Source organism: Sphaerisporangium sp. NPDC049003 (assembly GCF_043197795.1).
GTDB lineage: Bacteria > Actinomycetota > Actinomycetes > Streptosporangiales > Streptosporangiaceae > Sphaerisporangium.
Genome location: NZ_JBICTU010000007.1, coordinates 50,734 through 63,399 on the forward strand (window position 1 = coordinate 50,734; position 12,666 = coordinate 63,399).

Annotated in this window: 10 protein-coding genes; 3 read left to right on the forward strand and 7 right to left on the reverse strand. The window is 70.0% G+C overall.

The genetic code is table 11. The features are described from left to right. Positions 1-5: 5 nt before the first annotated feature. Positions 6-908, reverse strand: coding sequence for an OB-fold domain-containing protein (locus tag ACGFIV_RS09615; RefSeq protein ID WP_358549683.1), 903 nt, complete (start codon positions 906-908; stop codon positions 6-8). Beyond that, positions 898-2,442, reverse strand: a complete 1,545-nt coding sequence (locus ACGFIV_RS09620; RefSeq protein ID WP_392833595.1) for an acyl-CoA synthetase — start codon at positions 2,440-2,442, stop codon at positions 898-900. The genes ACGFIV_RS09615 and ACGFIV_RS09620 overlap by 11 nt, the downstream gene beginning before the upstream one ends. Before the next feature lie 248 nt (positions 2,443-2,690). On the opposite strand from ACGFIV_RS09620, the gene ACGFIV_RS09625 reads away from it, so the two are divergent. Further along, positions 2,691-3,506, forward strand: coding sequence for a crotonase/enoyl-CoA hydratase family protein (locus ACGFIV_RS09625; protein ID WP_358549679.1), 816 nt, complete (start codon positions 2,691-2,693; stop codon positions 3,504-3,506). Between the two features lie 31 nt (positions 3,507-3,537). On the opposite strand, the gene ACGFIV_RS09630 is transcribed toward ACGFIV_RS09625, so the two are convergent. Together ACGFIV_RS09630 and ACGFIV_RS09635 are read right to left on the reverse strand one after the other, a co-directional pair. Continuing rightward, entirely contained in the window at positions 3,538-4,704 is a 1,167-nt protein-coding gene (locus ACGFIV_RS09630; protein ID WP_392833599.1) for a damage-control phosphatase ARMT1 family protein, read from the reverse strand. 145 nt (positions 4,705-4,849) lie between these two features. Further along, complete coding sequence (locus ACGFIV_RS09635; RefSeq protein ID WP_358549675.1) at positions 4,850-5,965, reverse strand: nitronate monooxygenase family protein; 1,116 nt, start codon at positions 5,963-5,965, stop codon at positions 4,850-4,852. Positions 5,966-6,212: 247 nt separating this feature from the next. Here ACGFIV_RS09635 and ACGFIV_RS09640 point away from each other — a divergent pair, with 247 nt between their 5' ends. After that, the gene (locus ACGFIV_RS09640) at positions 6,213-7,172 is read left to right on the forward strand and encodes a LysR family transcriptional regulator (protein WP_358549673.1); all 960 of its coding nucleotides are present in this window, start codon (positions 6,213-6,215) and stop codon (positions 7,170-7,172) included. A gap of 185 nt (positions 7,173-7,357) precedes the next feature. Here the strand turns inward: ACGFIV_RS09640 and ACGFIV_RS09645 are convergent, their stop codons facing one another. After that, on the reverse strand, positions 7,358-7,876 hold the full coding sequence (locus ACGFIV_RS09645; protein ID WP_358549671.1) for a hypothetical protein: 519 nt from the start codon (positions 7,874-7,876) through the stop codon (positions 7,358-7,360). Between the two features lie 428 nt (positions 7,877-8,304). Here ACGFIV_RS09645 and ACGFIV_RS09650 point away from each other — a divergent pair, with 428 nt between their 5' ends. Next, positions 8,305-9,396: a S1 family peptidase gene (locus ACGFIV_RS09650; protein ID WP_358549669.1), complete on the forward strand. Its 1,092-nt coding sequence runs from the start codon at positions 8,305-8,307 to the stop codon at positions 9,394-9,396. Between the two features lie 137 nt (positions 9,397-9,533). Here the strand turns inward: ACGFIV_RS09650 and treS are convergent, their stop codons facing one another. Next, positions 9,534-12,158: a maltose alpha-D-glucosyltransferase gene (treS, locus tag ACGFIV_RS09655; RefSeq protein ID WP_358549667.1), complete on the reverse strand. Its 2,625-nt coding sequence runs from the start codon at positions 12,156-12,158 to the stop codon at positions 9,534-9,536. Continuing rightward, positions 12,151-12,549 (reverse strand): hypothetical protein, encoded by a 399-nt coding sequence (locus ACGFIV_RS09660; protein WP_358549665.1) that lies wholly within the window; start codon positions 12,547-12,549, stop codon positions 12,151-12,153. Before ACGFIV_RS09660 ends, treS begins: the two co-directional genes overlap by 8 nt. Positions 12,550-12,666 lie beyond the last annotated feature (117 nt).

Sequence of the window (12,666 nt, forward strand, 5' to 3'; positions counted from 1 at the left end):
CTCGCTCACAGTTCGGCGTCGGGCTCGCCCGTGGGGGCGAACCACCTGATGTTGGTCATGGAGAGGGTGCGCTCCTCGGGAGGCACCCAGACGGCCCTCACCCGCATGCCCTGCCGCACCTCGTGGGCGGGCACGTCGCCCATCAGCGCGATCATCGGGACGTCCGCCCCGTCGAGCAGGATGTAGGCCGAGACGAACGGCACCTCGGGCGCGCGGGGATCGGGCAGGTTGTTGATGGCGAAGGTGGTGACGGTGCCGGTGCCGGGCAGCTCCACCTCCTCACTGATGGACGAGCCGCACTGCGGGCAGGTGGTGCGGTAGGGCACGTAGACCTTGTCGCAGTGCGTGCAGCGCCCGGCCAGGAAGACGCCTTCGCGGACGCCTTCGAGGAAGCGGGCGAGCGATCGGCCGGCCTGGACGCGGTACTCGGTGCGGACGTGCGAGACCATCGTGGTGACCTCAGGAACGAAGCACGAAATGTCGGTGATGTGCCCGACGCGCTCGGCCTCCGGCCGGAACCGGGGACGCACCCGCAGGCCGGGCCGCATCGCCTTGACGTCGCCGGCGTCGACCGCGTGGACCAGCGAGGTGTCCGCGCCGTCGAGCTTGACCAGCGCCCAGGCGAACGGCCGGTCGAGTGGGTGTCCCTTGCGCGGCGTCTCCACCCAGGCCCAGCCGAGCACGGTGCCCGCCGGGCCGACCTCGACGAACGTGCCGGTCACGGCCTCGCCGGTGGCCGGGTCGTACTCCAGGGGCGGCACCAGCACGCGGTCGTCGGCCGTACGCACCCCGACGATCCGCCCGTCGCGTAACTCCGTGAGGAAACGCCCGATCACGGGTCCCGTCGTGCGGGTGTACCCCCCGGGGAACTCCAGCACATGCTCGGCGACGAGCGGATCAGATGGCACGGTCTCGGCCCTCCCAGTAGGGATCACGGAGCTTGCGCTTGAGGAGCTTGCCGTTCGGCTCGCGCGGCATCTCCTCGATGAAGTCGATCGAACGCGGCCACTTCATCTTGGCCAGCCGTCCTTCGAGTGACCGCAGGATCTCGCCCGCCAGCTCCGGCCCCGGAGCGACGCCGGGAGCGGGCTCGACGACGGCCTTGATCTGCTCACCCCACTCGTCGTCCGGGATCCCGAAGACGGCGACGTCGGCCACCTTCGGATGGACCACCAGCTCGTTCTCGATCTCGGCCGGGTAGATGTTGGTGCCACCCGAGATGATCATGTCGGCCTTGCGGTCGCAGAGGAACAGGAAGCCTTCCTCGTCGAGATAGCCGATGTCACCGACGGTGAAGTGGTCCCTGAGCCGGTTCTCCTCGGTCTTGGCGGGGTCGCCCTTGTACTCGAAGCGCAGGCCCCCCATCTTCATGTAGATCGTGCCGGGGGTGCCCGCCGGGACGGGCTCGTGGTCGTCGTCCACGATGAGCAGCTCGCTGATCGGCCAGGCCGTGCCGACCGTGCCCGGGTGCTTCTTCCACCCCTCCGGCGTGGCGATGGTGCCGCCGCCCTCGGTCGCCGCGTAGTACTCGTAGATGCAGTCGCCCCACCATTCGAGCATCGCCCACTTGACCGGGACCGGACAGGGCGCGGCCGCGTGGATCATCCACTTCAGCGAGGAGAGGTCGTACTTGTGCTTGACCTCGTCGGGCAGGCCGAGCAGCCGCTTGAAGTGCGTGGGCACCATGTGGGAGTTGGTCACCCGGTACTTCTCGCAGAGCCGCAGCGTCTCCTCCGGGTCCCACTTGTCCATGTAGACGAGCGTGTGCCCCATGTGCAGCGACGTGCCGCCGAACTGCGTGACCGCCGTGTGGTAGTTGGGCGAGGTCACCAGGTGGGCGTTGGGCCTGCCCGCCGTGACCCCGAACAGCGAGAGCAGGAACGCCATCAGCTCGGCCGCGTCGTCCGGATCGAGCCCGTTCAGCGGTCGCCTGACGCCCTTGGGCCTGCCCGTCGTCCCGGAGGTGTAGTGCATGGTCGCGCCGGCCGTACGCTCGCCGGGCAGCGTCTCGGGCCGTCCCACGGTGAGCTCCGACACCGGCCGGAACCCTTCGATCGAGCCGAACGAGAACCGCCGGTCCGCCTCGATCGCCTCGGCCCCCCGCGCGCCCTCCTTGGCGTACCGCTCGTGGACGAAGAACGCCTTGGCCTCGCTGTCGGAGACGATGTACGCGATCTCGGGCCCGGTGAGGTGCCAGTTGACCGGGGTGTAGTACCAGCCCGCCTGCAACGCGGCGAGGTAGACGGTGAGGCCGTCGACCCCGTTCGGCACCAGGCCGCAGATGCCGTCGCCCGCCTTCAGGCCGAGGGCGCGCAGGCCGTGGACGAGGCGGTTGGCCCGGGCGAGCAGCTCCCCGGCCGTGTACTCGGTGCCGTCGGGATCCACCGCCGCGATCCAGCCGGGATCCGCCTGCGCGAGCCTCCAGAAGCCGAGCGAGCCCATCGGAACTCCCTTGTTCGGTTCCGCCCTGACGTCCTTGACGTCTGCGACCTCCCCCGAATCCGCCGCAGTGAAGCACGTTCCTGATATTCGGACAAGACCTGGCGCTACGGGAGGTCACGAACAAGAATCTGTTCTAGTTCGCAAGCCGCAGACTAACCCGCCCGACGCGACCCGAGCAAGCGCTTGATATAACACCCACCGAGCGTCCGGCCGGCCCGGCAGGCGCCTGACCACTGAGGACGGTGTCCATGGAGCTCCTGCCCATCAGCACGCCACACTGCCGCGTCGAGCGCGAGGACCACGTCGTGATCGTGACGATGGACCGTCCCGAGGCCAGGAACGCGCTCTCATCCGACATGCTGGTAGGGCTCGCCGACGCCTGGGCCTACATCTCCGCCGAGCCCGGCGTACGGGTGGGCGTCCTCACCGGCGCGAACGGCACCTTCTGCGCCGGGGCCGACCTCAAGGCCATGGGCACGCCGTCCACCGACCCCCGCGTGCTCAAGCGCGCCCAGGAGATCCCCGACTTCCACTGGAAGGGCCTGCTGCGCGACGGCGACGCCCTGCCGACCAAGCCGATCATCTGCGCGGTCGAGGGCTACGCCGTCGCGGGCGGCACGGAGCTGCTGGTCGGCACCGACCTGCGGGTCGTCGCGGAGTCGGCGACGCTGGGCCTGTTCGAGGCGAGGCGCGCGCTGTTCCCCATGGGAGGCAGCGCCATCCGGCTGCCACGCCAGGTCCCCTACGCGTTCGCCATGGACCTGCTGCTCACCGGCCGGGCCGTCACCGCCCAGGAGGCGCTGGCGATGGGCCTGGTCAACCGCGTCGTGCCGGACGGGCAGGCCCTGACCGTCGCCCGCGAGATCGCCGACCAGGTCGCGGCCTGCGGCCCGCTCGCGGTGCAGGCCATACTCCGGACGTACCGCGAGACGCTGGGCATGCCCGAGGCCGAGGCCCTCAAGGTCTCCGACGCCATCGGATGGCCGGTGATCGGCTCCGAGGACGCCAAGGAGGGCTCCCGCGCCTTCCGCGAGAAGCGTCCCCCCCTCTACAAGGGCGCTTAGCCCGCTCTCTACAAGGACATGCCCGCCGCCCTCACGCCCGAGCCTGGATCATGGCGTGCGTGCCCGTCGTGCGCCACGGTTCGCCCGCCGCGTCCAGGGCGACCAGGGTGCGCTCGCCGACCCCGACGAGCACGTCCGACTTCAGCGTGCGCAGGGCGGCGACCGGCCCCGGGAAGTACGCGGTGACGTCCCGGAACGGCGTGTCCGGCGGCCACACCTGGTCGCCGACCAGCCGGCGGTAGTTGAGGTCCCCCTTGGTGATCGTCAGGGAGGCCGAGGCGAAGTCCTCGCGCAGGTCGTCGGGCATGTCCCGGTACGGCAGCGGAGCGCACGAGAAGGGATGGGCGCGCAGCGTGAGGCGCCCCTCCCCCATCGCCCTCCAGAGCCGGGCGCCCGCCTCGCCCGCCCGTCCCGGCGCGCCCGCGAGCCGCCGCAGGCAGGCGGCCACGTCCGCCGGCGTGGCGTCGGACACGAAGTACGGGTGCGGCTTGACGTGCAGCACCACCTCGGCGGCGAGTCCCTCGGACAGGAGGTGGTCGACCAGGACGAGGTCGGGCAGCAGCTCGCGCCCGGCGTTGTCCGCGAGCACGCAGACCCTCCCCGGAGCGCCGTCGCGGATCAGCGACCACAGCAACGCGCTGTCGTCCACGACGAGGGCGGCCACCTGCTCACGCTCGTCCGTCAGCGTGACCCTGAACGAGAGGTCCGCGCGGTTGCCCCAGAGCGATCCGAGCAGCAGTCCCTTCGCCCGCTCGCCGGGAGACAGCGTGGCGGCCTTGTCCAGGGCGGCCAGCTCGTCGTCCACGGCGGTGCCCCGCAGCTCGGCCTGCTTCACCGGCCCGAACGGGTCGACGCCCCGCCACGGGCCGTCCCCGAAGTAGCCCGTGGCGTCGAGGAGCTTGCGGTAGAAGTAGCTCTCGGCCCACAGGAACGGCACGTCGACCCACCGGCGGCCGAGCTTCCCGCGCCCCCACTCCGCCCACGCGGCGTAGTCGTGCGCCGAGCCGTCGAGCGGCTCCATCACGTCCCGCGCGACCTCGCCCGCCAGCCGGTCGAGCGCCTCGTGCCGGTCGGGGGTGTAGGGCAGCGCATCCCTGACCTGCCGCAACAGGACCGGATGCCGGTCACGGAACACCCCGAGAGCGTACGAGCCCGGCACGTTGCCCATGATGGGCGGCGCGTCGATCGTCTCCGGCATCCATCCATCTTGCATTACGGGGACATTCCCCTGTCCTTCGGGGACCGGCTCACCGCGCTTCCCCTGTCGTATCTATGGCAGACGGGCTGACGCGGAACAGGCGTACCCCGAAGGTCAGGGCTTCTCGGCACCCGGTGAGACGAGATCAGCCTCCCGTGAGGCGGTCCAGGCGTTCGATGGCCTCTACGTACTCTTCGACCAGGCCGAAGACGACGTCCTTGGCGGATTTCACCTGGTTCATGGAACCGATGATCTGGCCCGCCGGGAACGTCGCGAGCTCGGCGGCGTCGGAGTTGCCGATCCTGCGCAGGGCGCCGGAGATCAGCATGAACTGGAGGGGCATCGGCAGCGTTCCCGGCGACTCGGCCGACTCCCAGGCGTCGGTCCACTCGTTCTTGAGCAGCCGCGCGGGCTTGCCGGTCCAGGAGCGGGACCGCACGGTGTCGCGGGAGGTGGCCTTGAGGATCTTCTGCCGGGCGTGCTCGGGCGTGTCGGCCTCCTCGACCGTCAGCCACAGCGAGCCCGTCCAGACGCCCTCGGCGCCGAGCGCGAGCCCCGCGGCCATCTGGCGGCCCGACCCGATGCCACCCGCGGCGAGGACGGGGACGTCGACGGCGTCCGCGACCTGCGGGATCAGCACCATGGTGGAGATCTCCCCGGTGTGCCCGCCCGCCTCGGTCCCCTGGGCGACGACCACGTCCACGCCGGCCTCGACCTGCTTGACGGCATGGCGCGGCGTCGAGGCGAGGGCGGCGACCTTGACCCCCTTGGCGTGGGCCAGGTCGACGACGTCCTTGGGCGGTGGGCCGAGCGCGTTGGCGAGCAGCGCGATCGGGTGCCTGAGCGCGGTCTCGACCTGGGGCCGGGCGGTGGCGTCGGTCCAGCCGAGCAGCACCCTGCCCGCGTCGGCCCCGCCGGACAGCGGGGGCACGCCGTGCTCGGCCAGCAGGTTCTCCACGAACCGGCGGTGCCCGTCGGGGATCATCCCCTGGAGCCTGGCCACCAGTTCCTCCGGGGAGTCGACGCCGAGGTCGGCTCCGGCGTACGAGGCGGGCATGACCACGTCCACGCCGTACGGCCTGCCGTCGACGTGGTCGTCGATCCACTTGAGCTCCATTTCGAGCTCGTCGGGAGTGAAGTAGAGGGCGCCGAGCACTCCCATGCCGCCGGCGCGGCTGACCGCGGCGACGACATCCCGGCAGTGGCTGAAAGCGAAGATCGGTAACTCGATCCCGAACATGTCGGTGACACGTGTCCGCATGGCACGAATGTACGGCGCGCGCGACAATGACTGCAACGTGTTCTATCTAGAACATCTGATCGGTACGGCCTGCCGGACGCCCGGGCATGATCGCGACGGCGAAAATATGAGGAACACGTTCCAGTCCTTCTCATCACATCTCGCCTCGCGGGACGTGAAAGATGTTGGGCATGATCCGACTAATTAATGTCAAATTTCGTGACAAATCGGCATTGCGGACATAACACGTTAGTCGTACGTTCCCGGTATGGATCTGGAGCTCCGTCACCTCAAGATCGTGCGCGCGGTCGCCGAGGCAGGGAGCGTCACCAAGGCGGCCACCCAGCTCGGACTGGCCCAGCCATCGCTGACCGCGCAGCTGAAACGGATCGAGCGCACGCTCGGTGGCGCTCTGTTCGAGCGTGACCGCAACGGCGCCCGTCCCACTCCCCTCGGCGAACTCGTCCTGACTCGGGCACGTGTCCTGCTGCCCGCTGTGCGGGAACTCCAAGAAGAGGCGGTGCGCTTCGCCAACACCTATGAAGGAATACCGGGGTTCCGGATCGGCGCCACCCACGGACCCATACTCGGCGGCCTGGTCGAAAGACTCACCATGGCCCATCCGAACACGCCCGTCAGCACCCGTACGTCGTGGTCCTCACGCGAGCTCACCACGTTGGTGAGCGCCGGGCGGCTCGACTTCGCGCTCATCGGGACCTGCGGGGACACCCCGCCCCCCGCCGCCGACATCATGACGTGGAGCGTCGTCGGGGCCGACCCGGTCTTCGTCCTGCTTCGCGAGGACCACCCCATGGCCGGAGAGAAGGAGCTGGAACTGTCCAACCTCGCCGACGAGGCGTGGGCGGTGGCCCCGGGGGACGGCTGTTTCGCCGACTGCTTCGCCGGGGCGTGCGCGCGTGCGGGCTTCGTCCCGAAGACCGTGTACGAGACCGACGTGGGAACCTGCCTGCACCTGGTCAAGGTGGGCAAGGCCGTGGCGCTGTGCCAGGCGACGTTCGAGCTGACCGCCGAGCTGGTGATGATGCCCGTCGCCGGGGCGCCGCTGCGGTGGCGGCACCTGCTGGGCTGGCACTCGGACTCCCTCGCCGCCCGCGCCGCGCCCTCGCTGGCGCACCACGCGCGGGAGGCCTACGGGGACGCCATAGGACGCAGCTCCCGCTACCGCGACTGGCTCGTCGCCAACCCCCAGTTCGGCACGGTTCCATAACCCAGCGATAGGGGCAGACCAATCGCGCCCAGCATGGACGCCGCTACGGTGACGCCCCCCAACACCGAGGAACGTCGATGCGTGGAGCGACAGGCCCCCGCCTCGACGGCCCCACCGGCGCCGACGTCGAGGCGGTACCGCCGTCCGGCGTGGGACGGCAGCACCGCCTCCGCGTGCGCCCGGCCTCAGTCCTCCGGGTCGAGCTTGAAGATGACGTGCTGACCGGAGGTCGTGACGCGGGCCGAGCCGGTCACGCCGGCGTAGCGCTCGGTGCCGCCGGTGATCGTGGCACCGCTCGTCCACGGCGGGTTGCCCGCCCACTCGTCCATACCGAGCAGCGTGATCTGCCCCTGCCTCGTGCGCAGCACGCGCGTGCACTGCGCGATGACGCCGTGCGCGGTCGCCTGAACCGCCGAGCAGCGCGTGCTGCCGTCACCGGCCCGCTTCCTTTTCGCGTCGGAGAGGGAGAAGTAGGTGACCCATGAATCGCCCGGCTTGACCTGTGCGGGCTGGGTGTTCACCACATTGTCGGCGTGGAATACGAGCTCGGTGGACTTGTGCTTGGGAGTGGACGCGGCGGTGGACGTGAACGCGGTCGTGGAAGCCGACGCCGAGACCGGCGGAAGAACAGCGACCGAAGTACCCGAGAACGCCACGACCAGGGCGGTCGTGGCATAGCGGGTACGGATCGAGAACCCTGACATTTCTACTCCAACTCGGGAAAGGGGGATGCGGAGAGAGTGGCCGCATTTCGCTTTGAAGCGGCAGAACATTGTGTCCGCTCCGCTATGGCCATAGCAACGATCAGATTCGCGACATAATCGCATTCCCCTGGCAAGTCAGTATAAAAAGCTGCGCTATTTTTCCGGCCGCGGAAATGCCGTCGCTCTCGTGACGAGCCCCCCGCGCCCGGCGGCCAAGCCGCCGTTCCGAGGTCCCGGTTGGCGAATCCGGACAGGCCCGGCATCGCTCCGGAGGGTTCCATAACGCGGCGATAGGGACCAAACGATAGCTCCGCGACTTCCGTGAGCGCAGTTACGGTGACGGCACCCCCGAACACCGAGGAGAGCCCATGCTCCGCAGACGCACCGTTACCGCCGGATGCGCTCTAGCCGTCAGTGTCCTCACCATCATGGCCGCCCCAGCTGTCGCAGACCGCGCACCAGCCGCCGCGACCGGCGTCACCGCGCAACCCGCTCCCCCGATGCTCGACGCGATGAGCCGTGACCTCGGCATCACCCGCGAGCAGGCCGAGTCCCGCCTGCTCAACGAGTCGCGCTTCAGCGGCGTCGAGGCCAAGGTCAAGACCCAGCTCGGCGACACCTTCGCCGGTTCGTGGCTCAGCGGACCCACCTCGGCGACGCTGACCGTCGCCACCACCGACGCCGCCGCCGCGTCCGCCATCACCGGCACCGGCGTCCAGGCCAAGGTCGTCGGCCGTAGCCTCGCCTCGCTCGACGCCGCCAAGGCCGCGCTCGACAAGGCCGCCGCCGCCCAGACGCCCAAGTCGACCCCGGTGTGGTACGTCGACGTGCCGAGCAACAGCGTGGTCCTCAAGACCTCCCAGCCCTCGGACGCCGAGGCCTTCGTCGCCGCCAGCGGCGTGGACAAGTCGATGGTCAAGATCGAGCAGTCCACCGAGCGGCCGCAGACCTTCTACGACCTGCGCGGCGGCGAGGCGTACTACATCAACAGCTCGGCCCGCTGCTCGATCGGCTTCTCGGTGAGGCGCGGCAGCACGCCGGGCTTCGTCAGCGCCGGCCACTGCGGCCGGGCGGGCAACACCACGACCGGGTACAACCGGGTCGCCCAGGGCACCTTCCAGGGCTCGTCCTTCCCGACCAACGACTACTCGTGGGTCGCGGTGAACAGCAACTGGACGCCCAGGGGCATCGTGTCCTACGGCAACGTGACCGTCACCGGTTCGACCGTCGCCGGCGTCGGCGCGTCGATCTGCCGGTCGGGCTCGACCACCGGCTGGCACTGCGGCACCGTCCAGCAGCGCAACACCAGCGTGACCTACTCCCAGGGCACGATCTACGAAGTCACCCGCACCAACGTCTGCGCCGAGCCCGGCGACTCCGGCGGGTCCTTCATCTCCGGCAGCCAGGCCCAGGGCGTCACCTCCGGCGGGTCGGGCAACTGCTCCTCCGGTGGCACCACCTACTTCCAGCCGGTCAACGAGATCCTCTCGGTCTACGGCCTCACCCTGGTGACCGGCTGACCGACCGGGTAACCGGCTGAAAGACCCCGTAAGCACCCCCCGGCATCACCAAGGCGCCGCCATCCCTCACGGGGTGGCGGCGCCCTCCCATGTGCGGCCACTGTACGGGTCACTGTGCGCCCGTCGTGCGGGCCGCGTCAGGCCGGGAGGTTGAGCCAGTAGAAGCCGTGGCCGGCCAGGTTGAGGGGATAGGGCTCGTGGCCGATCGGCAGGAAGCGCGACCCCCCGAAGGCCTCCACGGGAGTGCGGTTGGCGTACCCCGCGAGGTCGAGCCGGGCCGCCTGGGCGAACCTGGAGAAGTTGACCACGCACAGCACCTGGTCGACCTGGTGCGAGCGGACGTAGGCGAACACGGCGGGGTTGGTGGAGGCGACCTCCTCGAACCTGCCGACCCCGAAGGCGGGGTTGTGCCGGCGCAACTCGATGATCCGCCGCGTGAAGTGCAGGAGCGAACGGCTCCGCCGCTGCGCCTCGACGTTCGTCGCCTGGTAGCCGTACACCGAGTCCATCAGGACGGGCAGGATGAGCCGGTCGGGCTCGCTGTGAGAGAAGCCGGCGTTGCGGTCGGGCGACCACTGCATGGGCGTACGGACGCTGTCGCCGCCGCGCAGCATGAGGTTGTCGCCCATGCCGATCTCGTCGCCGTAGTAGAGCACCGGGGAGCCGGGGAGCGACATCATGAGCGCCGTACACAGCTCCAGGAGGCTGCGCTCGTTGTCCGCCAGCGGCGCGAGGCGCCGCCGGATGCCGGTCTCGGTGCGCATGCGCGGCGCCGTGGCGTACTCGCGGAACAGGTAGGCGCGCTCGCGCTCGTCGAGTGAGGCCAGGGACAGCTCGTCGCTGTTGCGCAGGAACACGCCCCACTGGCAGTTCGGCGCCGTGGCGGGCAGCCGGGTGAGCACGTCGGAGACCGGCTGGTGGTTCTCGCGCCGGATGGCCAGGAAGATGCGCGGGATCAGCGAGGCGTAGAGCACCATGTGGCACTCGTCCCCTGTCACGCCGTCGCCGAAGTAGGCCGCGGCGTCGGTCGGCCGGCGGTTGGCGTCCGCCATGAGGATGCGGCCGGGATACAGCCTCTCGACCTCGGCGCGCAGCCGCTTCAGGTAGTCGTGCGTCTCGGCGAGGCCCTCTCCCGAGGTGCCCTCGCGCTCGTACAGATAAGGCGCGGAGATCAGCCGGTAGCCGTCGACGCCGAGGTCGAGCCAGTGGCGCACGACGTCGAGCATGGCCTCCTGCACGGCCAGGTTGTCGAAGTTCAGGTCCGGCTCGGACGCGAGGAACCGATGCCAGTAGTGGGCGCGGCGTACCGGGTCGTAGGTCCAGCCCCGCGTGTCACCGTTTCCGCGGCCGTACGGGGCCTCGCCCTCGCCGGCGTCGCGCCAGACGTAGAAGTCCCCGTACGGCCCGGCGGGGTCGCTCCTGGACCGGAGGAACCACTCATGCTGGTCGCTCGTGTGGTTGAGCACCAGGTCGAGCACGACGCGGATGTCCTTGCGGTGGGCGGCGTCGATCAGCTCGACGAAGTCCTGCCGCGTCCCCAGGTCCGGATTTATGGCGAGGAAATCATCGATGTCGTAGCCGTCGTCGTGGAGCGGCGAGCCGAACACCGGGGACAGCGTCAGGCACGTCACCCCGAGCCAGCTGAGGTAGTCGAGCTTGTTGATGAGCCCCCGCAGGTCGCCGACCCCGTCGCCGTCGGAGTCGGAGAAGCTCCGCACCCGCACCTCGTAGAAGACGGCCTTCTTGTACCAGAGGGGGTCGCGGAGCGGTGCCCGCGCGGTGTCCTCGGCGAGGCCGGTGACCGACGTGCCGCGATGCCGGGCGAGTGCCCGCCGCGCGGCCAGCCCGACCTCCTCGGCGGGGTCGGCACGCAGGTCCGTCAGCGCGCGCTCAGCCGTCGCCACCTGGATGGCGTCCGCCGACAGCAGCCACAGGCCGATCTCCTCGACCGCCATGACCCGCGCGGCGGCGCGCCCGCTGTGCATCAGCGCGGCGACGTCGGCCGGGAGTACGCCGGGACGTACGGGGGCGCGGGCGACCCACAGGTCTCCGCCGACCCTGCTGTCGATCGTGGGCGTCTGGTTCCGCCCGCTGTAGCCGAGCCGCTCTCGGGCGTGGTCGAAGGCCTCGCGCACGCTCACCCAGCCGTTGCCGTCGCGGTCGGCCGCGCCGGTCTCGATGCCTTCGAAGAACGCGCTTCCGAAGACCGACGGGAGCGCCTGGCCCGCGTCGTCCTCGGCCTCGTGGGCCCGCTGGATCGGGCTGGCCGCCACGATGACCACCCGTTCGAGGTCGGCGCGCTGCTGCCGGCTGCGCGGGAACGCCCCGGCGTAGCAGCAGTCGAGGACGATGGCCACCCGGCGCGCGCGGCACCTGTCGAGGCAGTCTCGGATGTACTCGGCCGGCACGGCGGAGGGAAGCAGCCGCTCGGGGTCGGTCTCGATCGTGGCGAGGTAGAGGCGGCCGTCGGCGTCCTTCATCCCGTGCCCGGAGAAGTAGGCGAACAGGAAGTCGTCTGGCTCGGCCGTCACGAAGAAGTCGTAGATGCGCTCGCGCACGGTCACGAGGTCGGCGTCGTACAGGATGCCCACGGGGTCGAAGCCGCCGAGCAGCGGGTCGGAGAGCACCCTCCGCATGATCGCGGCGTCCTTCGCGGGCGACTCCAGGTCGGGCAGGGAGGGGTGACGGTAGTGGCCGGTGGCGACCGCCAGGGCACGCCGGTGACCGCCCAGGCGAAGATCTTCGCCCAGCGCCTCAGTCACGGTCGGCTCTGTCCTCGTATTCCTTGTATTCGTTGAGGATGGCCACGAGCCGCTCGGCGGAACCCTCTGAATGGCCCTCGATCGTCACCTTCTGCCCGTTGGGGAATTCGAGCCGCGCACGGTTCCCCGCGTTGCGCCGGAGGAAGTCGCGGATGATCGCGACGGCGGGCCTGACCATCCAGATGTAGATGGAGATCGCGAGCGCGCCCTCTTGCATGAGCGCGGGGGCACGGGTGCCCGCCGCCGACTCGCGGGACGGTACGGGCTCGGCGGCGGTGACGCCGTCGAGCTGAAGGATCTCGTCGCGCAGGCGGAGCGTCCTCTCCGCGAGGGCCTCGGTCTCGCCGGGGTCGATGGATTCGAGCCGGACGATGAGTGGCTGTGGCTCCATGAAGGAATTCTGCCCGACCCGAACTGCGGCGGGCACCCGTTCGGTGCCGTCACGTAGAGATATGTGATCTATCCCCCACACGGCGTGGACAAGTAACCCGCTTGGAGGTATATAGGG